Annotated in this window: 15 protein-coding genes; 5 read left to right on the forward strand and 10 right to left on the reverse strand. The window is 65.5% G+C overall.

The window, feature by feature from the left end; translation table 11 throughout:
- Nucleotides 1–43: 43 nt before the first annotated feature.
- From AOP74_RS02480 to typA, 3 genes are all read right to left on the reverse strand, one after another.
- On the reverse strand, nucleotides 44–2278 hold the full coding sequence (locus tag AOP74_RS02480; RefSeq protein WP_160297435.1) for a VanW family protein: 2235 nt from the start codon (nucleotides 2276–2278) through the stop codon (nucleotides 44–46).
- On the reverse strand, nucleotides 2265–2615 hold the full coding sequence (locus AOP74_RS02485; RefSeq protein ID WP_061960757.1) for a hypothetical protein: 351 nt from the start codon (nucleotides 2613–2615) through the stop codon (nucleotides 2265–2267). The genes AOP74_RS02480 and AOP74_RS02485 overlap by 14 nt, the downstream gene beginning before the upstream one ends.
- Nucleotides 2616–2766: 151 nt before the next feature.
- Complete coding sequence (gene typA, locus AOP74_RS02490; protein ID WP_061960758.1) at nucleotides 2767–4662, reverse strand: translational GTPase TypA; 1896 nt, start codon at nucleotides 4660–4662, stop codon at nucleotides 2767–2769.
- A gap of 127 nt (nucleotides 4663–4789) precedes the next feature.
- Here typA and AOP74_RS02495 point away from each other — a divergent pair, with 127 nt between their 5' ends.
- Nucleotides 4790–5356: a PH domain-containing protein gene (locus tag AOP74_RS02495; protein ID WP_061960759.1), complete on the forward strand. Its 567-nt coding sequence runs from the start codon at nucleotides 4790–4792 to the stop codon at nucleotides 5354–5356.
- Between the two features lie 84 nt (nucleotides 5357–5440).
- Here the strand turns inward: AOP74_RS02495 and AOP74_RS02500 are convergent, their stop codons facing one another.
- Nucleotides 5441–6895: a helix-turn-helix transcriptional regulator gene (locus AOP74_RS02500; RefSeq protein WP_236683702.1), complete on the reverse strand. Its 1455-nt coding sequence runs from the start codon at nucleotides 6893–6895 to the stop codon at nucleotides 5441–5443.
- Nucleotides 6896–7010: 115 nt separating this feature from the next.
- On the opposite strand from AOP74_RS02500, the gene AOP74_RS02505 reads away from it, so the two are divergent.
- On the forward strand, nucleotides 7011–8846 hold the full coding sequence (locus AOP74_RS02505) for a phosphoenolpyruvate carboxykinase (GTP) (RefSeq protein WP_061960761.1): 1836 nt from the start codon (nucleotides 7011–7013) through the stop codon (nucleotides 8844–8846).
- 70 nt (nucleotides 8847–8916) lie between these two features.
- Here the strand turns inward: AOP74_RS02505 and AOP74_RS02510 are convergent, their stop codons facing one another.
- From AOP74_RS02510 to AOP74_RS02525, 4 genes are all read right to left on the reverse strand, one after another.
- Entirely contained in the window at nucleotides 8917–9507 is a 591-nt protein-coding gene (locus AOP74_RS02510) for a hypothetical protein (RefSeq protein ID WP_061960762.1), read from the reverse strand.
- Nucleotides 9508–9512: 5 nt separating this feature from the next.
- Nucleotides 9513–11474: a glycosyl hydrolase family 18 protein gene (locus AOP74_RS02515; protein WP_061960763.1), complete on the reverse strand. Its 1962-nt coding sequence runs from the start codon at nucleotides 11472–11474 to the stop codon at nucleotides 9513–9515.
- Nucleotides 11475–11665: 191 nt separating this feature from the next.
- Nucleotides 11666–14353 (reverse strand): glycosyl hydrolase family 18 protein, encoded by a 2688-nt coding sequence (locus AOP74_RS02520; RefSeq protein ID WP_082095953.1) that lies wholly within the window; start codon nucleotides 14351–14353, stop codon nucleotides 11666–11668.
- A gap of 164 nt (nucleotides 14354–14517) precedes the next feature.
- Complete coding sequence (locus tag AOP74_RS02525; protein ID WP_082095954.1) at nucleotides 14518–17391, reverse strand: helix-turn-helix domain-containing protein; 2874 nt, start codon at nucleotides 17389–17391, stop codon at nucleotides 14518–14520.
- A gap of 196 nt (nucleotides 17392–17587) precedes the next feature.
- Here AOP74_RS02525 and AOP74_RS02530 point away from each other — a divergent pair, with 196 nt between their 5' ends.
- On the forward strand, nucleotides 17588–17935 hold the full coding sequence (locus AOP74_RS02530; RefSeq protein WP_061960765.1) for a DUF952 domain-containing protein: 348 nt from the start codon (nucleotides 17588–17590) through the stop codon (nucleotides 17933–17935).
- On the opposite strand, the gene AOP74_RS02535 is transcribed toward AOP74_RS02530, so the two are convergent.
- A complete protein-coding gene (locus AOP74_RS02535; protein WP_082095955.1) occupies nucleotides 17932–18996 on the reverse strand; it encodes an EamA family transporter in 1065 nt (354 codons plus the stop codon). The genes AOP74_RS02530 and AOP74_RS02535 overlap by 4 nt on opposite strands.
- 39 nt (nucleotides 18997–19035) lie before the next feature.
- Between AOP74_RS02535 and AOP74_RS02540 the strand changes: the two genes are divergently transcribed.
- Nucleotides 19036–19575, forward strand: a complete 540-nt coding sequence (locus AOP74_RS02540; RefSeq protein WP_061960766.1) for a CGNR zinc finger domain-containing protein — start codon at nucleotides 19036–19038, stop codon at nucleotides 19573–19575.
- A gap of 53 nt (nucleotides 19576–19628) precedes the next feature.
- Nucleotides 19629–20279, forward strand: coding sequence for a hypothetical protein (locus AOP74_RS02545; RefSeq protein ID WP_061960767.1), 651 nt, complete (start codon nucleotides 19629–19631; stop codon nucleotides 20277–20279).
- A 3-nt stretch (nucleotides 20280–20282) separates the two neighbouring features.
- On the opposite strand, the gene gad is transcribed toward AOP74_RS02545, so the two are convergent.
- Nucleotides 20283–21680 carry a glutamate decarboxylase gene (gad, locus tag AOP74_RS02550; RefSeq protein ID WP_061960768.1) on the reverse strand — a complete coding sequence of 466 codons (1398 nt, stop codon included), beginning with the start codon at nucleotides 21678–21680 and terminating at the stop codon, nucleotides 20283–20285.
- Nucleotides 21681–21746 lie beyond the last annotated feature (66 nt).

The raw sequence follows: 21746 nt of genomic DNA on the forward strand, positions 1-21746 counted from the left end.
CCGCCGCTTCTGTGCCTTGTGCACAGCCTCAGCAGGTCAGTTGTTAGTCGTCGTCTTCGTCGTCATCCGAGACGCACTTGATGGCATCGTCGGGTTCATAAGTCCACGTATCGACATTCTCATCTACTTGCTCGCCATCCAAGAAAACCTTGCGCGTGTTGGTAATCGTGAACCCGTCCTGACCCGGCCCCTTGGCCTCACAGTTCGCGTTGTCGACCTCCTGCACGCCAGGCGAGCGCACGTTGGTTTTGTCTGAAGCGTAGGTCTCCACATCAAAGTGCGGCGTCGACCACATGTCGACGTAGAGCCTTCCGCCCGAGACATAGCTGTTCATTACTGCCGCGTAGGGCGTGTTGTTCTCGAAGATCACGTTGATGGTGGTGCCCCACAGCGTGGACTCGCGGCCCGCGGGGTAGCGCGTGAACCACACCGAGTGCGGGCGGTGCTGGATCAGATCAAATCCTGCGAAGTAGCCCACGTTGTACGTCGTGGTCGCCATCTGCGACAGGCCACCACCCACGCCGTTCGTCAGAACGCCGTCGACAATGACGTGCGCCTCGCCGTAGCCCTCGGCCACGGTAATGGGCGCCAGCGTTTCGGCAAGGTTGAACTGCTCGCCGGGAAGAATCACTGTGCCCTCGACATCGGCCGCTGCAGTGATGAGGTTCTGCGTCCGGATGGCCTCGTTGGTGAGCGGCGTATCGAAGGTCGCGACCACCTCCTTGAGGTCCTCAATACCGAGTGACTCAGAGGTGACCTCGGGTTCAGTGACCTCCACCGGCAAGTCGCCCGAACGAGTCGCGGAGTACGCGGCCTCAACGATCGCCTCGCCGAGCGCTGCATCGTCAATATCTTGGCCCTCGACGCCTTCAGTGGCGTCGACCTTCTGATCCGAAGTGAAGCTCAGCTCGGCGTCCTTAGGCTCTGTAATGAGGTCGGGATTGGCCTCGCGCAGGCTTTCCGCGAGCGGAACACCGTCGACCTCGAGGGCCAGCGTGCCGCCGTGCTGGACGACCGTGGACATCTCCGCGATTTCTTCTGGCGTCAATGTCACTTCGCCGGCATCCGCCACCAACGTGACGGGTCCGGAGAACGCGACAGTCGTGACCTCATCCGCGAAGTTCTCGGCGGTGCCATCAGAGATCGTCGCTTCGTTGACGTCGGCGACGCCCTCCACCTCGAAGGATTCGGGCCAAGCCTGAGCCACCACGGCGCCCGTGGCATCTTCGTCCAACGTGACTCCGGTCTGCCCGGGAGACGCGATGGCGGACGTGCCCACAATCTCAACCGTGGCATCGGCCGGCTCGCGGTTCATCTGACCGCTCAAGCCCGACATGGCGGCGACCATGGCGTCGGCATCTGTGGTCTTCTCGACCTCGAGTTCCCCGCCTCCCGCGAACCGCTCCCACATCCGTGCGGGTTCAAGCGTGAAACCGATCGTCTGCTCAACGGTTGCCTGGGTGTCGACGCCCATGCCGGCCTCCGTCCCCGTGACCTGGCCTTCGACATTGGCGACCGTCACAGTGATCTCTTGGGCGCCAACGGTCTCGACTTCGTCATCCAATGCCGCAACCGCCTGGCCGGTAGACATTCCACCGATCTCGACTCCCATTGCGGTCGTGCCGCGCGGCACCGTGTTCGACAACAGTGCAGCGGCGCCCACGTAGGCACCTGCGAGCACGAGAAGAAGGACGAGCGTGACGAGCCATCCGCGGCCCTTGCGCTTGCGCTTGGGAGCGTCGGACACGGGTGCGTCTTCCTGTGCGGTGGCTGGAGGCACGGGGGGAATGGAGGACGGCGCTTCGGGTGCCGGGGTTGGGTCAGGCTCGACCGCGGGCATGACCTCAGTCGCGTCCTCCGCGGGTGGGTCCACGACTTCTTCACCGGTAGCTTCGACGCCCTCCATGGGGTCGGCCGCCTCCGCAGAAGCCGCGGATGGACGGGACGACGCAAACTTGGCTGCGGCGGCTGCGGCGACAAAACTGACGCGCTCGGCATTGCCCGAGTCGTCGTTACTGATCTCTTCCGCGGTGTCGTCTGGGAGGCCGGCCGCGGCGGCGTCGGGTGCGAGCCAAGTGGGGGCTACAAGCTCGGAGGTGGGCGTGCGCTCGGTCGGCACCTGAGGGGTGTCCGCCGTCACGCGGGGGGCGGCAACCGCGGAGTGCGCTCCTGCTCCGCGCTCAGCGCGCTTGCGCAAACTACGATGCGCTGCGGAATTACGGCGTCGTTGAAGTTCCTGCTCGGCCGCAGCGCGGTCCAGGTCTTTACGGCGTGACATCATCCCCCACGAGAAGTTTTACGGGCACAAAGGCCGCGACAACAATCGCGACCGCGGCGCCAACAAGCCAGGTCACTCCCAAGGCATCTTGCGCAATCAGCACTGATCCGCCAGGGCCATTGAGGGACCACACCATCGTGGTCACAGCCCATAGTCCTGCGTAAATGCCCAACCCCACCCATGACTGCCACGTCCGTGCGAAGACGGCTGCGGCCAACACCATGATGATCGCAAGGACGGCACCCCATGGCGGGATAGAGCGATATGCCACCGCACCAACCGTTGCGGTCAGCAGGCCGGCGAGGCCGACGACGACATATCCCAGGGAACCCTTCATGCGCACCAGGATAGGCGCAAGCACAGACACTGCCCGTGCACGGGTCCCAGCCGATGCAGTTCCGTAACGTGACGCACCCAAAAAACCCAAGGGCCGATGCTCCACTCAGGTGAGTGGGGCATCGGCCCTTGAGGTACGGCGCTAAGCCGAATTACATCTTCTTGGCGCGCGAGGCGGCGCGGGCACGCAAGGTTGCGTCCAGCTGCACCTTGCGGATGCGAATGTTCTCGGGAGTGACCTCGACGCACTCGTCTTCGCGCGCAAACTCGAGGGACTCCTCGAGGGTCAGCGTGCGGGGAGGCGTGAGGCGCTCAAGCTCGTCACCGGTCGCGGACCGGATGTTGTTGAGCTTCTTCTCCTTGCAGATGTTGATGTCCATGTCCTCGCCGCGCGAGTTCTCGCCGACGACCATGCCCTCGTAGACATCCTCTGTGGGCTTGACGAAGAACGTACCGCGGTCCTGCAGCAGCAGCAGCGCGTTCGTCGTGACGGCACCGGTGCGGTCCGCAACGAGCGAACCGTTGGTGCGGTAGTCGATGTTGCCGGCCCACGGCGCGAAGCCGTGCGAGATGGACGAGGCGATGCCGGTTCCACGAGTCTCGGTGAGAAATGTGGAACGGAAGCCGATCAGGCCACGCGCTGGAACGATGAATTCCATGCGGACCCAGCCGGTGCCGTGGTTGGACATCGAGTCCATGCGGCCCTTGCGCGACGCCAACAACTGCGTGACGGCACCCAAGTGCTCCTCGGGGACGTCGATGGTCATGTGCTCCATGGGCTCGTGGACCTTGCCGTCCACGTCCTTCGTCACAACCTGCGGCTTGCCGACCGTGAGCTCGAAGCCTTCGCGGCGCATCTGCTCCACGAGGATGGCCAGCGCGAGCTCTCCACGGCCCTGAACCTCCCAAGCGTCGGGACGCTCAGTGGGCAGAACGCGGATCGAGACGTTACCGATCAGTTCCTTGTCCAGGCGGTCTTTCACCTGGCGTGCGGTGACCTTGGCGCCCTTGACGCGGCCGGCCAGCGGCGAGGTGTTGATACCGATCGTCATCGAGATCGCGGGGTCGTCGACGGTGATGCGCGGCAGCGGACGGGGGTCGTCCATGTCGGTGAGGGTTTCACCAATGGTGATCTCTTCGATACCGGCCACAGCGACGATGTCTCCAGGACGCGCAACCTCAGCGGGGACACGGTCCAGGCCCTTGGTTTCAAGGAGCTCGGTGATCTTGACCGAAGAGGTGCTGCCGTCAGCACGTGCCCATGCGACCTGCTGGCCCTTGCGGAGCTCACCGTTGAAGACACGCAGCAGCGCGAGACGGCCCAGGAAGGGGCTCGCGTCGAGGTTGGTCACGTGCGCCTGCAGCGGGTGGCCGTCCTCGTAGGACGGGCCGGGGATGCGGTCCATGATGGTCTGGAACAGGGGCTCGAGGTTCTCCGAGTCCGGCAGTGAACCGTCCGCAGGCTGCTCGAGCGAGGCCAGGCCGGCCTTTGCCGAGGCGTAGACGACGGGGACCTCGAGAAGCGAGTCGACGTCGAGGTCGGGGACCTCGTCGGTGAGGTCGGAGGCCAGGCCCAGCAGCAGGTCGTGGGTCTCCTCAACAACCTCGGAGATGCGCGAATCAGGGCGGTCAACCTTGTTCACAACGATGATGACGGGAAGCTTCGCCGCGAGCGCCTTGCGCAGCACGAAGCGGGTCTGGGGAAGCGGGCCCTCGGAAGCGTCTACCAGCAGCACGACGCCGTCCACCATGGACAGTCCGCGCTCCACCTCGCCACCGAAGTCGGCGTGGCCAGGGGTGTCGATCACGTTGATGGTCACGCCACCCTCGACAGCCGCGGCGCCCGTGTAACGGATCGCGGTGTTCTTGGCGAGGATCGTGATGCCCTTTTCGCGCTCGAGGTCGCCCGAGTCCATCGCGCGGTCCTCAATGTGGGCGTGGTCGCCGTAAGCGCCACCCTGGACGAGCATGCCGTCCACCAGCGTCGTCTTTCCGTGGTCGACGTGGGCGACGATCGCGACATTGCGCAGGTCGGAGCGCACAGGCATGGGTAGAACTCGTTTCGTTGAGGGGGAGGTCGACGCCGATGGGCACCGCCGGTCCATGATAGCGGTCTTGGGGAAACATTGCGTGTGGGGCGCTATTGGGCATCGCAGGCCGTGACACGATTGCGTCATGGACCTCGACTCCCCCATCGACTCGTACCGCACCGGTGGTGCCCCCATGTGGGGGTGGTTTGGTATCGCGGCCGGTGGACTGATCGTCGTGTTGAGCCTCGTAGTCGACGGTTTTCCGCGTGCGTTCGGATCGATCGGCGTGGGGTTCGCCGTCATGCTCGTGTCCTACGCGACGTTCATGCGTCCGTCAGTGGACGTGCACCGCAGCGGCATCGTGGTCCGCAACATCATTCGGAACGCTTACGTGCCTTTCGCCCGCATGGCAGACCTCAGCACCCAGTGGGGACTCGAAATCCTCACGGACGACGGCAAGAAGGTCAGTGCCTTCGCGGCGCCCGATCCTCAGCGCCGGGACCGCAAGAAGCCGCCATCGGAGCACAAGTCCGCGCCGCTTGTTGCCATGGTTCGCGGTGGCGAAGAGGCGTGGCTCGAGAGTGATGAACGCCCCGCGGACACCGCAGCGGCAGCCGGGCAACCGTCGGTGCAACGGTCCTGGGACTGGACTGGGGTCGCCTTCGTCTTGGGAGCCGCCGCGATCGTCGTGCTTGGCTTCCTGCTGGCATAGGGCCGATGCTGCGGTCCCGTGCCGTACGGGATGGAACCTTGGGGCTGTGGTGACCCGAGCATCGGCCCAATTGGCGGTGACGGCTCAGACGGCACCATTGCTGGGGATCGGCGAATCGTCCGCGTGAGACTGCAGGAACTCGTGAAGCTCACGGTCATCAATGCCCGGGTAGGTGCCATGCGGAAGTGGCGCAAAGAGGTAGGGGCGCACGCGTGGGGACGCCCATGAGCGACCTGTCCACCGCTCCGCGAGGCCATCCGCGGGACGCCGGCAGCACGACACATCAGGGCACTTCGAGGTCTCGTGGACCGGGGTTTGCCGGCCGCGGAACCACTTGGACTCCGCGTAGGGCACGCCCACGGTGATTGAGTATTCGTCCGAGCCGATTCCCGTCTGCGTGGCCTCGAAGAACGTTCCCGCAGGCGTGTCGGTGTATTGGTAGTGCTCCGTTGTGCGGGTCTTGCGCGCAAACGCGCGGCGGGCGCTCCAGAACCGGCAGACAACCTCCCCTTCCGTGGATCCGGTCGCATCCAGCGGAGGTGGGAGTCCGTCGTTCTCGTAGGCGCCTGCGACCGTGCCGTCCCCCGCGACCCGCACGTAGTGGAGGCGGATCCCCAAGCGTTGAGTAGCGAGGTTGGTGAACCTGAGTGCGGCAGCCTCGTGCGTGACGCCGTAGGCGTCGCGGAAGTCGTCGATCGCGATGGCGCGGTCACGCTTGGCTTCCTCAAGGAAGGGCACCGCGGACGAGCGCGGCATCAGGCACGCTGCTGCGTAGTAGCTGGCTTCGAGCCGCTGGCGCAGGAAGTCGGCGTAGTCGACCGGTTCGCGGTGCTCGAGAACGGTTTGCGCAACCGCTTGGAGCGCGAGCGAACGTAGCCCATGGCCGCCGGGAATGGAGGCGGGCGGAATGTAGATACGGCCGTGTTCCATGTCGACGACGGCACGCGCGGAGTGCGGGAGATCGTCGGTGTGGACAATGCTGAGACCCACATGCTCTGCCATCTCCGCAACCGTGCGGTGCGTGAGGGCGCCGGCCGTGTGACCCACGGTGGCGACGGCCTCGTCCGCCAAAGCCTCGATCTCGGGCAAGTAGTTGTCAATCTCGCGCATCTGGAGGCGCAGATCGGTGTTTGCGCGTCGCGCCTGCTCGGGAGTTGCGATGGCCTGCCTGGCTCGGCGGTCAAGCTCGCGGTGGAGCCCCACGAGAGTGCGAAGCGTCTCATCGGACATCGACTTGGACGGACGCAACGCGGGCAGCCCCAGTTCCCGGTACGACGGGCCCTCTTGCGCGCGCTCGAGCTCGATTTCGAGGGCGTCGCGCCCTGTGGGCGCTTCCTCACGAAGGAGATCCGACACGGATACGCCGAGCGCTTCGGCAATGACTCCCAGCAGCGACAGACGCGGCTCCCGCTTGCCGTTCTCGATGAGGGAGAGCTGACTCGTGGCGGTGTCACAGGCTGCGCTGAGCTGATCGAGGGTCATCCCGTTGCGGGTGCGATAGAAGCGAATGCGGCGCCCAAGTGTGGAGAGATTGGCCATGGCATTCACCATAGAGAAAGAATCGCGAAATTTCACGCGCAAATGGGTGGAAGGTTGGCGGGGTCCCCTCCGTAAGGTGAAAGCACGGCACATCTTCTACCCGCCAGGAGCCACCATGACCGCCACAGTCGCTGGACACCGCACCTACTCCGCCAATCCCGCCCCAGCCGCAGCCGACGCCCGCGTCGTTGCATGGGTCGAACGCATGGCTGCTCTGACCCAGCCGGACCAGATCGTGTGGTGCGACGGATCGGACGAGGAGCGCCAGGGTCTGATCGACGGACTCGTCGAGGCGGGCACCCTGACGCAGCTCAACCAGGACAAGCGCCCCGGGTCCTACCTGGCGCGCTCGCACCCCGACGACGTCGCTCGCGTGGAGTCACGCACCTTCATCTGCTCCCGCGATGAGGCTGACGCCGGCCCCACCAACAACTGGGCCGACCCGACCGAGATGCGCGAGACCCTTGACGACCTCTTCGACGGCTGCATGCGCGGCCGCACCATGTACGTCGTCCCATTTTCGATGGGGCCCGTCGGTAGCCCCCTCGCCCGCGTCGGAGTCCAGGTCACCGACTCGCCCTACGTCGTCATCAGCACCGGAACCATGACCCGCATGGGCACTCAGGCGTTGCGTCAGATCACCCCCAACAACGCGTGGGTCCCCGCCGTTCACACCGTCGGCGCACCTCTGGCTCCGGGCGAGGAGGACGTGGCCTGGCCGTGCTCGGACACCAAGTACATCGTCCACTACCCCGAGGACCGCGAGATCTGGTCGTACGGCTCGGCCTACGGCGGCAACGCGATCCTTGCAAAGAAGGCCTTCGCGCTACGCATCGCTTCCGCCATCGGTCGTGACGAGGGCTGGATCGCCGCCCACATGCTGCTGCTCAAGGTCACGAACCCGCGCGGACGCGTCTTCCACGTGGCGGCCGCATTCCCCAGCGCCTGCGGCAAGACCAACTTCGCAATGCTGCAGCCGTCCATCCCCGAGTGGAAGGTCGAGACCATCGGCGATGACATCGCCTGGCTCGCCCCAGGCGCCGACGGTCGCCTCCGCGCTATCAACCCTGAAGCCGGCTTCTTCGGTGTCGCCCCCGGCACCGGCGAGGACACCAACCCGGTGGCTGTGGACATGCTGAAGCGCGACGTCGTTTTCACGAACGTGGCGCTCACGGACGACGGAGACGTGTGGTGGGAAGGCCTCACCGAGGAGCCGCCGGCCCACCTCACGGATTGGCGCGGCAACGACTGGACACCTGACTCCCCCACCCCGGCCGCACACCCGAACTCGCGCTTCACGGTCGCGGCCTCGCAGTGCTCCACCATCGCCGACACGTGGGACGACCCCGCCGGAGTTCCCATCGACGCGATCATCTTTGGTGGCCGTCGCGCCACGAACGTGCCGCTGGTGACCGAAGCACGCGACTGGGAGCACGGCGTCTACCTGGGCGCGACGCTTGCATCCGAGCGCACCGCAGCAGCCGAAGGAACCGTGGGCGAACTGCGCCGCGACCCCTTCGCCATGCTGCCGTTCTCCGGAACACACATGGGTGACCACTGGCAGCACTGGCTCAACGTGGGCGCCGATTTGGACCGCCAGGGCGAGGCACCCGCGATCTTCCAGGTCAACTGGTTCCGCAAGGGCGAAGACGGCAAGTTCCTGTGGCCCGGATTTGCCGAGAACGCCCGCGTTCTGGCATGGATCCTCGACCGCGTCGACGGCCGCGCCTCGTACACCGACGGCCCGCTGGGCCGCATGCCGGTCGACGGCTCGATCAACTACTCAGCCGCGGGCATGACCCGCGACAAGTGGGACGCCCTCTTTGAGGTCAACCAGGAGTCCCTCCAGGCCGAGGCCGTCGACACCTCACGCTTCCTCGCCAGCTATGGCGACGCAGTCCCCGAGGCTGTGCACGCCCAGCACGAGGAATTGCTGAAGAACCTCAACTAACACCCTCCCGAGCATGACGAGGGCCGATGCTGCGATCCAGCATCGGCCCTCGTCATGCGTTGCATTGGAGTTACGTGAGGGAGGCTTCCGCCACCTTGGTCAGGAGTCCGTCGAAGGACCAGCGGTCCACGATGACGATCGTGCCCGACTCGGTCTCGAGGCTCCATTGGTTCTGCGGCAACGTCAGCTCCTCGTTGCCGTCGGCATCCGTGCACGTCACATCAAACATGTGCATAGTGCCGTCCTCCCCTGCCACGGTGGCCGGGTGCTCCGCGAGCAAGGTGCCCTCCGTGGGCGTGGTGCCGAGAACAGGGCAGGCGATGCCGTCGTCGAAGAAGGGCTCGGAAGCATCGATCTGCGCCGCGGTGTCGCCGGAAATCACTGCAAAGGACGGGCATGGAGCGTCAGCTTCACAACCACCCGCCGCAACGCGGCTAATGTCACCCTCGGCCTGGACGGGAGTCCAGTACTGAGCTGCGTCGATCTCGAGGGGACCAACGGGCATCGCCGCCGTAGCAGCATCGGCCGAACCCTCCTCCGCGTGTGCCGAGGAGCCCTCCGAATCCGTGCCCGAGGCCTCCCCCGGCGCGGGAGCGCCCCCCGTGCACCCCGCCGCGAGCAAGCTCACGGCGAGGGCAACGGGGAGCACCCGCGCAGTCATGCTGCCTAGCAAGCGCCGAGGTCCTCCCAGGGACCCCACTGAGCGGCGCCCGGGGTGTCCCCGTTCGTCCACCACTTGGCGCGGTAGTTGTGACCGTTGTGCGACACCTCGTCGCCACCGACATAGACGTCACCGCTGACCCACTCGGTCAAGCACTGACCAGGGTCCACGGTCGGTTCGGTCGTGGGCTCCGTCGTGGGTGTGTCGGTCGGCTCAGGCGTGGCCGTGGGAGTGGGCTCGGTGCCATCGCACGATCCCTGCGAGACCCAGGGGCCCCACTGCGAGGCGCCGGGCTCTTCACCCTGCGACCACCACTTGTTCTCCCAGGTCTCACCGTTGTGCGTCACCTGAGTGCCACCGGGGTAGCCCTCGGATGCGCTCCACGGGTTGGCGCACTCCTCGACAGGAGGCTCCGTGGGGGTCACGGTGGGCTCAGGCGAGGTCGTAGGCGTCACCGTGGGGTCCGGAGTCGACGTTTCGGTCGGAGTCGGAGTCGGCGTGACGACAGGACCGCCGTCGACCGGGCCGCGAGCGCCGTTGCCGAGGTCGTTCATCAGAATCTCGGTCAGCTCGCCGTTGCGGTCGCCGTCAAGCTCCCACCACATGCCGCCGCCGAGGCCCTGGTCGCGAATGTAGTCCGCCTTGACAGGGATCGTCTTGTCATCGTCAAGGGTCCACCACTGGTTGCCGTCGTAGCGCCAGGATGCGACCACCTCAGGATCAAAGTACGAGGTACCCAGGTTCTTCAACTTTGTGTAATCCTCGTTGCCGGCTTCCCACGTTCCGGGGCCAGCACCAGTGGCAGCGGCCCACGGATCAGCGTCATCGACGCCCTTCCAGCCGCGTCCGTACATGGCCATACCGAGGCCCAACTGCTCAGGCGCAACGCCCGCATCGATGTACATGTTCACCGCCTTGTCCACCGAGAACTGCTGGTCCTCATCACGAGGGTCTGCAGGGTCGTCATACAAGTTGATCTGGTGACCCGTCAGTGACGCGTTCCATGCTCCGTGCAGGTCGTAGCCTTGGACGTTGCCGAAGTCGAGCGACTCAAAGTTGCGGGGGTCGTTCCAGCCGCCAGCTTCGATAACAGTCGGGCTTGCGGGCAGGAACGCAGACAACAGGTAGTTCTCGCCAGTCTCTGCGCCGTATTCATCGAGCTGCTTGCGGAACTCGGCCAGCAGGAGACGGAAGTTCTCTTGGTCGTTCTCCTCATCGACATAGTTGCCTTCGAGGCCGGCGTTCGTGCCTGGCCACTCCCAGTCAATATCGATGCCGTCAAAGACGCCTGCGGCTGCTCCATCGCCACCCTTGCCATCAATGGTGGGCAGGTTGCCCTTGATGTAAATGTCGATGCACGAAGACACCAGCTTCTCGCGTGAGGCGTCCGTCGCTGCCGCCTTGGAGAAGTTCTTGGACCAGGTCCAGCCACCGATCGACAGCATGGCCTTGAGGTTAGGGTTTTCCTCCTTCAGCTGCTTGATCTGGTTGAAGTTACCTGCAAGGGGCTGGTCCCACTGGTCGGCCACACCCGCGACTGAGTTAGCAGCGGTGTAACCCATACCGAAGTCGGCCCAGGCATCGCCTGCACCGTCTGAACCGTTGGGTCCGGTTCCCTGTGCCTTATTCGCGATGAAGCAGGTCAGTTCCTCGTGATGAATGTTGCCGAACGCGTAGTTCAGGTGAGTCAGGTCTGCGGCGGCACCGGAGTCCTGGAGTTGCTTGAGTTTGAAGTCGCGCCCGTAGACGCCCCACTGGGCGAAGTAGCCGACGTTGCGAAATCCGTTGATGTTGGAGTCACCGTCAGCGGTGGAGACCGCCTGGGTGGTGATGGGGGTGGCAGAAGCCACCGATGCTGTGTTCGCCGAGGCGCTGGCGGCAGCTGTGCCGACCAACGCAAGTGAGGCGACCACGGAGCCGACGACAGCCCAGGGGCTGCGGCGACTCGTGCTCGTTGATGGGGCCATGATGTGTGTCCTTTGTTCTCGTGTGTGCTGCGAGAGCGCCGATGGGCCGATGCGGGGGTTCTCCGATCAACGCCACCGGACGGAACGCAGCCTGCGTGAGGGATGAGGCTGCGCCCCTTCCGGGCGAGTAGCCCGGACGGTTGGTGTGCGGTGGCGGGCCGGAAAGGTCACGGCCCGCCACCGCCGCTAGATCAGCAGGTGCCGGCTGGAGCCCATGGGCCCCAAGCGTTGGCACTGCTGGGCTCGTTGCCCTGCGTCCAGTAGCGGGAAGTCCACTCCTGGCCGGCGTGGCTGACCGTGGCGCCGCCGTTGTACACGGTGGCGGCATCCCATGCCGCTGCCGAGCACTGGCCATCACCACCGCCGTCGCCGCCACCGTTACCGTCGCCGCCTCCATCGCCGCCACCGTCGACCGGGGCGGACACGACCTGGATTCCACGACCGTGGTCGTAGGTGGTCGAGTAGTCCGCGCCGCCGAAGGAGACGATGACGTTGGAGAACTGCGCGACAGGCAGGGTCCACTTCAGGTTGTTCACGATCTCGCCACCGGCGGGAAGGCCGGTCATCGGGACTGTGAACTCCGCGGTGTGGAAGTCTCCGTCGAGGCCACCGATGTTGTCACCGGTGTGCCCCAGATCAGTGGTCGTGGTGCCGAATCCGGACCAGTCACTCATCTCGCCCGTGTCGGACGTGGCGTACTGGAAAGAGATCGTGGCACCGGCCGGAATGTCGACCTCACCGTTGTTGCGGAAGACGACCTTGGGGGCAATCGGGTAGTTGTTGTCGCCGAGTGCGAACTCGGTGTACTCGATGTCCAGGTCAAGGGCATCCGTAGGCATGGTGCGATCGGCGTTGGCCTTCGAGTCACCGTAGGCACCGACACCCGACAGGCGCGAGTGCATGAGGTCCACGAGGGTGGAGCCCATCTCGTACTGACCCTTGTCCTGGTTGTACTCGTAGTCACCTGCGAGCTCCCAGATCATGAGGCCACCGAGTCCGGTCTCAGCGACATAGTCTGCCTTCGCCGCCACGGCCTCGTTCGAGTCACCCGACAGGAACGTGTTGGTGGTGTCGTTCCACCACCACTCGTTCTTGGTGGTCTCGTCGAAGTAGCGAACGTAGTCGCCCTCGATCTCATCGGTAACGCCGTACGAGTCGACGTAGTCGCCACGGACCCCGTCCTCAAGGTTGAGAGCGTGCCAGATCGGGTTCACACCGGCGGGAATCGGGTCGCCGTTTTCGTCCAGATCGTGCCAGAGGTTGTTAATTCCCTCGCCACCGTGACCGCAGGCATTGTTGGTGCCGTCAGGGCAGTTGAAGCCAGACGGTGCGGCGGCGGTGCCTCCCATGCCGTTGACGCCACCGGTCACGTTCTCGAAGCCGCGAGTGTAGAACGGCACGCCGATGTTGATGCGTCCGGCCTGCATAGCGCCACGGAAGTAGTGCGCAGCCCAGTCACCGTTGAGGTAGCCGATGTTGTCGTAGGCGCCGTAGACACCCGCTGCAGCGAGCTCGGGGTCCTTGCCGTCGTCGAACAACGGTCCGTTACCGCCGACGTACTTGTTCCACGCGCCGTGGAGGTCGTAGGTCATGAGGTTCAGGTAGTCGACATACTCCGTGACCTGGAAGGCCTCCATACCGCGCAGGAGCCATCCGGAGGAAGGCACAGCGGCGGTGAGCATGTAGTACTCGCCGTCTTCTGCGCCGGCCACGTCGAGTTTCTCGCGCAGCGTCTTCATCAGATCGACGAAGTCGCTGAACAGTTCGCCACGCTTGGCGTCCGCGATAGCGAAGTCGAGCGGGTTACCGGCCTGGCCATTCGAGGTCGGGTACTCGTAGTCGATGTCGATGCCGTCGAAGCCGTACTCACGAATGAAGTCCACGACCGAGTCGGAGAAGGTGTCGATGCGGTCCTGGGACTCGGTCATCGTGTAGAAGCCGCCGTTGCCGACGCGGTCTCCGTTGCCGTCGAAGTAACCGCCGGACTCAGCCCATCCACCCACTGCGGGGAGGATCTTCACGCCGGGGTTGTCTTCCTTGTACTGGTTCAGCAGGTTGAAGTGACCGGTGTACGGCAGTGAGGGGTCCATCTCCGCCCCAGGCACGCCCGGGAACGTCATGTCGGTTGCCGCGTTACCGGGGACGTCCTCGTTCACCGAGACTTCCCAGTTGTCATCAATGTGCGCGAACGCGTAGTTGATGTGCGACAGCGAGTCCCAAGGGATGTCGCCTGCGAGGTATGCGGGCCCGTTGCTGCCCGTCCTCCACGAGGTGAAGTAGCCGATTACGCGACGATCGAGGCCGTTGGGGAGAATCTCCACGCCGTTCTCGTCGTAGATGTCGCAGTACGGGGTGTCAACGCCGGGGGTCTGGGCCATCCCATCAGGGCGGCAGGCCTCATCGGGATTGGCGTCTGGGTCCGGAGTCGGGTCCGTGGTCGGTGTGGGATCCGGAGTGGGCGACGGGTCGGTCGTGGGTGACGGGTCCGTCGTCGGGGTGGGATCCGGCGTAGGTGACGGATCGGTGGTGGGTGATGGGTCCGTCGTAGGCGACGGATCCGTGGTGGGAGTCGGCGTCGGAGTTGGCTCGGGCGTACCGTCGCCGCAAGTGCCGAGCGACTGCCAGGCGTTCCACTGCGACGCGCCGGGAACCTCCCAACTGCCGGCCCACCACTTGGCCTCCCAGTTCTCACCTTCGTGCGACACAACCGTGCCGCCGCTGTAGTTGGAGTTACCGGAATCCCATGCCGGGGCACAGTCCGCGGCCGAGGCGGCCGTGGCTGTCGCGGTCATCGCGACCGCTGTGAGCGACGCGCCGAGCAGTGCGGTGACTGTCGTCGCCGCGACTGAACGCCGCGCTCGTGAGTGGGTAGGAAGCATCGTTGCTGCCTCTCTTCCTGCCTGCGCTGAGGGTGCAGACGTTGGGGAACGTGACCCCAATGTAGGAAGATGTTCAGCCGCTTGTAATCCGCGTTCACCACATTTGTGAGGAAACCTCACTAACTACCCGTACGTACTTCTACGTACGTATGAGCGCGGGTGGCTCAGGAACTGTCTGAGTAACGATGCGCGAGCACCGCGAGTTCCACGCGCGAACGCAATCCGAGCTTGCGGTACACACGCCCCAAGTGCACTTCAACAGTCCTGACGGACACGTACAGGCGCTCTGCCACGTCACGGTTGGCGTAGCCCTGTGCCACGAGCGTCGCGACCTCGCGCTCGCGATCAGTCAGGTCAACTGCCCATGCATCCGCGTCCTCGCGGGATGCGGAGTCCGTGCCCGCGGGGCTCACGTGCTCGGACACTTCGGTGGCACGTCGCATCGGCTCTGTCGCCCCTGAACTCAACGACGCGGCCTCTTCACGTACCAACGCAACCCAGGCATCGGCCCCTGACTCGTCAAACAAGTCCTGGGCGCTCAGCATGGCCGCCTCCGCCCGCTCCTGGAGTCCAACGCGGGCGAACGCTCGTCCCACGCTGAGTTCCGAACGCGCACGGTCGTAGGCGCTCGTGATGTCGCGCGCCGCAGCGGTTGCGGCCTCGACCCGCGACTCGATGTCTTCCTCGGTAGCGATGGCGAGTTCCGCACGTGACAGAACCACCGCCCGGGATAGCGGCGACAGCGTGCCGATGCGGGCGCGCAAGCGATGCAAGGCGCGGTGGGCCTCATGGTTCCTGCCAGCGGTCGCCCACTCCTCGACGATGTCGATTCCGGGCACCGTCAGCCCCGCAGCTGACTCGCGCAGCTCACGCTCAGCTGCAACCTCCAGCAACGTCGCGGCCTGAACGTGGTCGCGATCAAAGCTGGCCTCGATTGCCCGGTCCACGAGCAACCCCAGGCGGACCTGCGTGCTCGCGTGGCACGGCGATGTTTCCGTAAGCGCCTCTGAGGTTGCACTGACCGCACCGTCGCGGACAACGTCGATGCGGCGGCTCAGCGTCACACCAAGCCCCGACAACACCAGCCCAACGGGAAGGTGCTCGGCGGCCTCGCGGAGCGTCGAGGCGGCGCGCTCGACGTCGCCCGCACGGAACTCGACCAGTGCCTGCACGACTCGCAAATGCGCGACGACCAAAGGAGACGCAGCCCCCTCTGGTCCGTCGAACCACACGTCGCTACGTCTCACGGGAGACAGTTCTGCAACTGCACTCGCGAGGAGCCGGGCCGCGGCGTCTGGCTCATCGGCGTGCATGAGCGCCACTCCCCTGGCGACGGCACCCAGAGATTCGTCGTCGGGGACCACGGCTTGGGCGGGCAGGTCCACCTCACCCGTGGCTTCCGCCGCGTAGATCGATAGCCACGCCCGGGCGAGGCGCGTGCCGTCTCGATCACCGCATCGACCCCCTCCCACGAGTTCTCGAGCTTCCTCGAGGCGACGCCACGCCGCTGCCGTCGCACCGCGTTCCATGTGCAGGCAGGCGGCGGCGGATAGCGCGCGCGCCACGTTGGACCTCACGCGCCTGCCCGACTCGTCATCGGGGCCCGCGATCGCTTCGACGCGCGCCCGCTCCAGCACCTCGTCCGGCACGCGCCCGTCGGTCAACGTCAAGGTCACGACCAGACCAAGCAACGTGCGCGCGCGGGTGGTGGGATCGCCAGACCTCGCGGCATGTGGAAGCCAGTGAGCGGCGTCATGAATGTGGCCGCTGAGGACCGCCGCAATGCCTGACAACTCGCAAGCACGGACACGCTCGTCGCCGGTCGCGTGACCCACAGCCTCGCGGGCAATTGCGTGCGCCCACCGCGTGTCACCGTGGTGCAAGTGCCTGACCGCCAGGCGCAGCAGGTCGGGAACTACCGCAGGGTCGCCGGCGATCCGCGCAAGGGCCGTATGCCACGCCGCCACCTGGTGCTCCCCTGCCTCCTGGTGAGCACGCGCGAGCGCCTCGTGCGCCGTGGTGCGCTGCGCTAGCGAAGCCTGTCCATGAAGGAGCGACCGCAGTCGTTGGTCCTCGAAGCTGAACCCTCCGGCCAACAGCGTGAGGTGCTTGGCGACGGGGCCGGAGACGAAGTAGTTGACATCCTCCCCGGTCGCCGCGGTCAGTGTGTCGATCCGATCCACGACGGCGACGGCACCGATCAGGAGCGCCGCACGGTCGCGGTCGGTCAAGTCCTCGAGATGCGCGGCCAGGGCGTTCTTCACCGCTGGCACGACCGGGAGCGGGTCGGGGAGCATGGATGTTCCGGCCAACTGCTGGGGGCTCAGGCGCCGCGCGGTCTGCACGATGCAAGCGGGGTTGCCGGCCAGGCGGTAGGTCAGGGTCGCGGCCACGTGCGGCGCGACGGCTCCACAATGAGCCTCGGCCATGACACGTAGTGCGCCGTCCGTCGTCACGCCTGGCAGCTCTCGAATCTCCACGTCGTGTGGCGGTCGCTCCCCAAACGGAGAGCGGCAGGCGGTCGCAAGTACAACGGTGGCGGAACCGTCATGGCCCAACAATTGGAGGACAGAATCGATCGCCTCACCGGAGAGCATGTCGGCGTCATCGATGAGGATCACGCACGTCTTGCCCGCGGCGACCTTGCGCAACTGCGCGGCGATGGCGGCCTCGAGCCCGCGCTCAACGGGAAGATCTTCTTCGCCAGTATCACTGAGTCGTTCCACTTGACTGAGTAGGGCAGCGAGAAACGCGTCGCGGCTACGGTCGCGATCCAGGCGCTCTGGCGAGACCCGCACAACCAAGGCGCGGGCCGATGCCGCGGTTGCCGTGAGCGCCTCAGCGAGGGTATCGAGCAGGGTCGAGCGCCCCATGCCGTGCTCCGCGGTCCACAGGATTGCCCCGGAGCCCTCGTCGACCCGTTCCAGGGCGTGCTCAATCTCCGTTTGGCGCGCGCCAGGTAGATCCGCGGCCGAACCGTCACCGCCGTGCGACGCTCCTCGCGCTACCAGCGGCACTTCCGTGGTCATTGCCATCATTGACCCTCTCGACCCCACCCGAGCGTCACTGACCCATCACCCTCATTCGCGTCAATGCGAAGGGCGATCAGCCTGCTACGCGCAGGTGGCGTGTGTGTGCGAAGTTGTGGTGAGAAGGGATTGCCAGCATAACCGCTGGAAGATCTCGAAACTCTCAGAAATCGCCAAGCTTTGGCCAGCGCGGGATACTGCACGCATGTCGATCTATCACCTGGCACACGTTGCCGATTGGACTGCGGCCGTGAATGACGGTCGGTATACCGTGTCGACCCGAGGTGCGGACCTGGCTCAGGTCGGATTCATCCACGCCTCCCACGCCCACCAGGTGTCCACGGTGGCGGAGTTCCTCTACGCCGATGACCCGGAAGAACTGTGCGTGCTCGAGGTCGATACTGAGGCCGCCATCGCCGCGGGCGTCGAGTTGATTGAGGAAGACGGCGGCGAGGGAGAGTTCTTCCCGCACATCTACGGCGCGATCGACCCCAACTGGGTGACGCGCGTGTGGCCCGCCCGCTTCGCGGACGGCCGCTTCATCTGGGGTTAGCGGACCGCGCTGCCGAAATCACCGGGCAACAGGGTCACCGGGGCGGGAACACCGGCCGATGCTGGGGCAGGTCGATCGTCGACCCCCACCCAGGCGGGAGCCGGGTCGGGCTCAGGCGTGCGGACGGGTTCGATCCGACGCTCGCCAAGCTTCACGATGACGACTCCGGTCAACACGAGGGCGGCGCCGGCGATCTGAATTCCGCGCGGCGCCTGGCCTAGCAAGAACCACGCGAACAGCGCCGCCGCCATGACCTCGGTCAGCGCGACGAAGGATCCAAGGCGCGCGCCGAGGCGTCGCGTGGCCGCAATTCCGGCTACGTAGGACACACCGGCAGTCACCACGCCAAGCACGATCACCACGAGCCACCATGGCGCCGCGAACGGCGCGAATTGCACAGTGCCGGTGGCGAATGCCATAGGTAGCAGGCCCGTGACGGCCGCTGCGCTCAAGACAACCAGCGCCACGAGGAGCGCACCGGCGGCCAGCGTGAGGGGTGGGAGTCCGTTGGACTCGTCACCGGAGATCACGAAGTACACAGATGCACCCACCATGGCGCACAGTGCCCAGCCAATGCCGACAATGCTGACTTCTCCGCCGCCCAGCACATCAAGCAAGAGCACCAGGCCGCCGAACGCCACTGCCGCGCCCGCGAGGGTGAGGCGCGTGGGGCGATGTCCGCGCCGGAGCCACATCCACAGCACCACGGCGATAGGCGCGAGGTACTCGATGAGGAGTGCAACGGAGACGTCCAGGTGCTGGACGGCGAAGAAGTAACACAGCTGCGCGCCCGCCACGGCGAAGACGCCGTAAGCGATGATCGAGCCGATGCCGCGGCGCACAAGGTGCCAGCGACCGCGCAGGGCGATGATGCCGGGGAGGGTCAGCACCATCGCGGCAATGGCCACACGGATGAGCGTCGCGGACCCTGCGGTCCAGCCCATGTCCATGAGGCCACGTCCAAGGCTTCCAGACATGCCAAAAGCCGCCGCCGAGAGCAGGGCGAATCCCAACCCGGATGCCAGGCGTGGGGCTTTGATGTCATGAGCCAAAGTCGTCATGACTCATGACAGTACGGTCTCACTTGGTAATGTGTCAACATGGTTTTTGCCGATGACACCGCGATGGCCCTCGAGACCGGGGTGTGGCTCGCCAATTCCGAGCTAGAGCCGGACACGCTGACGACGTTTGACGAGCTCGTGGCGTTCTTCGATGACTGGGGCTACACGGGCGCACGGCCCACCGCGAAGGACCTGCGCGAAGTCCGCGCCATCCGCTCCCGACTGCGCGCACTCTTCAAAGCGACGCGCGACGGCGCCGTCCCCCTCGTGAACTCGGTACTGGCCGAGCACCACGCTCTGCCCCAGGTCGTGAAACACGGCGACATTGACTGGCACATTCACGCCACCACTGACGACCGGCCACTGGCCGACCGCATCCTCGTCGAGGCCGCGATGGGCATGATCGACGTGATCCGTGCGGATGAGATGAGTCGCTTTGACCGCTGCGAGATGGACGACTGCGACGGCGTCGTCTTTGACCTGTCTCGCAACCGCTCACGAAAATACTGCTCAACCACGTGCACAAACCGTGCCGCGGTGCAGGCGTATCGGGCCCGCCAGGCCGAGGACGACGACTAGCCCACACGACAGTCCCCTGGCTGGCACAGCACGGGACTCAGTACTGTGGCCGCATGCCAAGCCGCCGTTTTCTCCGGATGCGCCATGAGGTCGTGGGGTTCGCCGTCGGCTCGCTCTTCTTCTTTGTGGGCTCGCTGCCGTGGTACTTCGATGCCGTGGGAGTCGTGGCCGCCAATGCGACGTTCTTCGTGGGCTCACTGTTCTTCACCACCGCCGCGGTGCTCCAACTCCTCTTGGACGGGAGGCGCGCCCCGATCACTGGCACGACAGCAGCCAATGCCCTCGACTGGTGGTCCGCCACCGTGCAACTGGTGGGAACCGCCATGTTCAACGTGTCCACCGCCGTGGCACTCTTCGCCGTCGTGGGCGACCCGGACGAGGTAGGTGCCGGGTGGCGGTCCGATGCTTGGGGATCGCTGGCATTTCTGGTGTCGAGCTTCCTCGCACTCGGGGCGCTCCAGCGGCGGCACGAACTGTGGGACATGTTCGCGCGCACCCCGGGTGCTGTGTGGCTCAACGTCGCAGGCTCGGTGGCCTTCGCCGCCTCCGCCGTAGGCGCCTGGGTTGTGCCCCACACGGACGAGGTACTGAGCGCATGGTGGGTTTCGGCAGGCACCATGGCGGGTGCCGCCTGCTTCTTCCTCGCCGCAGTTGTGAGCCGACCAGGTGTCACGCAGACAGGCGTCTCGTCGCCCCGCGACTGATTGCTAGTGCGTGAAGCCAGGCTGAGCGTGTTCGTGGGGAATGGGGCCATCGAGGCTATCCAGCCACTGGACGCACTCCTCGATGTCGCTCAGCAAGTCCCGAGCCAGGTTGAAGCCGAGCCCGTTGCGCACCACGATGCGCTGGACGGTGGTCTCCTGCAGGTCCTCGGGCATGGGGTACGCCGGGATCAGCCAGCCGCGCCCGCGCAGGCGATCGGACAGGTTGTACAGAGTCCACTGCGCGCCGTACGACTCCTTGAGCTTCCACGCGAACACCGGAATGTCGGAGCCGTCCGAGACGAGTTCGAACGGCCCCATCTTCTCCAGCTCCCGGGATAGGTAGAGCGCCACGTCCTGAGTGGCCTGCTGCACGGCGGTGTAGCCCTCCCGTCCCAACTTCATGAAGAGGTAGTACTGCAGCAGCACCTGCGCGCCCGGACGCGAGAAGTTCAGCGCGAGCGTGGGCATGTCGCCGCCCAAGTAACTGACCTTGAAGACCATGTCCTCCGGCAAGTAGTCCTGGTCACGCCAGATCGCCCATCCCAGTCCCGGATAGACCAGGCCGTACTTGTGTCCTGACGTGTTGATGGACACCACTCGCTCCAACCGGAAGTCCCACACGAGGTCAGGCTGGAGGAAGGGCGCGATCATCCCGCCGGAAGCCGCGTCGACGTGGACGGGCACATCGGGCCCACCTTCGGCAGCGAGGGCATCCAGGGCTTGGCAAATCTCCTCGACCGGCTCATACAAGCCGGTGTACGTGACACCCATGATGGCGACCACGCCAATGGAGTTCTCGTCAACGGCGTCACGCACCTGCCCGCCGTCGAGCACTGGGTGCTCCGTGGATACGGAAATAAGGCGCATCTCGATGTCCCAGTAGTTGCAGAACTTCTCCCAGCAGACCTGAACCGCCGAACTCATCACGAGGTTAGGACGGTCCGTTGGCTTGCCCTCGGCGCGGCGCGCAGCGCGCCACCGGCGCATCAGGGCCAAGCCCGCAAGCATCGCGGCCTCCGAGGACCCCACAGTTGATGTACCGATGGCCCTGTCGGGGTCGGGCGCACTCCACAAGTCCGCCAGGATCCGCCAGCACCGGTTTTCGATGTCGGCAGTCTTGGGGTACTCGTCCTTGTCGATCATGTTCTTGTCGACGGTCTCCGCGTACAGCTTGGAGGCCCAGTCATCCATCCACGTCGTGACGAAGGTGGCGAGGTTGAGGCGGGCGTTTCCGTCGAGCATGGCCTCGTCGTGAACCAACTGATACGCCTCGTGGGCGTCGAGCTGGCCTTCAGGAAGCGTGAACAGTGGAATGGGCGCGCTCGCGGGGTCATGCGCGATTTGCGGGTTGAGGTCCACGTGTTGGACTTCACGGCCTGATGGTGTCGGGACGGCATTCACGAGAGGGCCTCCTTGGGGGGCGATTCTGTACTAACACGACCCTAGTGGGGCACCACTCGCCGCGCA

The organism is Demequina flava (assembly GCF_000975035.1).
In the GTDB taxonomy this organism is placed as follows: Bacteria; Actinomycetota; Actinomycetes; order Actinomycetales; family Demequinaceae; genus Demequina; species Demequina flava.

Coding starts and splice junctions, on each gene's coding strand:
- AOP74_RS02520 (WP_082095953.1), bottom strand. CDS start 14,353: ATGCTTCCTACCCACTCACGAGCGCGGCGTTCAGTCGCGGCGACGACA.
- AOP74_RS02495 (WP_061960759.1), top strand. CDS start 4,790: ATGGACCTCGACTCCCCCATCGACTCGTACCGCACCGGTGGTGCCCCC.
- AOP74_RS02500 (WP_236683702.1), bottom strand. CDS start 6,895: ATGGCCAATCTCTCCACACTTGGGCGCCGCATTCGCTTCTATCGCACC.
- AOP74_RS02530 (WP_061960765.1), top strand. CDS start 17,588: ATGTCGATCTATCACCTGGCACACGTTGCCGATTGGACTGCGGCCGTG.
- AOP74_RS02535 (WP_082095955.1), bottom strand. CDS start 18,996: ATGACGACTTTGGCTCATGACATCAAAGCCCCACGCCTGGCATCCGGG.
- AOP74_RS02540 (WP_061960766.1), top strand. CDS start 19,036: ATGGTTTTTGCCGATGACACCGCGATGGCCCTCGAGACCGGGGTGTGG.
- typA (WP_061960758.1), bottom strand. CDS start 4,662: ATGCCTGTGCGCTCCGACCTGCGCAATGTCGCGATCGTCGCCCACGTC.
- AOP74_RS02505 (WP_061960761.1), top strand. CDS start 7,011: ATGACCGCCACAGTCGCTGGACACCGCACCTACTCCGCCAATCCCGCC.
- AOP74_RS02510 (WP_061960762.1), bottom strand. CDS start 9,507: ATGACTGCGCGGGTGCTCCCCGTTGCCCTCGCCGTGAGCTTGCTCGCG.
- AOP74_RS02545 (WP_061960767.1), top strand. CDS start 19,629: ATGCCAAGCCGCCGTTTTCTCCGGATGCGCCATGAGGTCGTGGGGTTC.
- AOP74_RS02480 (WP_160297435.1), bottom strand. CDS start 2,278: ATGTCACGCCGTAAAGACCTGGACCGCGCTGCGGCCGAGCAGGAACTT.
- AOP74_RS02485 (WP_061960757.1), bottom strand. CDS start 2,615: ATGAAGGGTTCCCTGGGATATGTCGTCGTCGGCCTCGCCGGCCTGCTG.
- AOP74_RS02515 (WP_061960763.1), bottom strand. CDS start 11,474: ATGGCCCCATCAACGAGCACGAGTCGCCGCAGCCCCTGGGCTGTCGTC.
- AOP74_RS02525 (WP_082095954.1), bottom strand. CDS start 17,391: ATGATGGCAATGACCACGGAAGTGCCGCTGGTAGCGCGAGGAGCGTCG.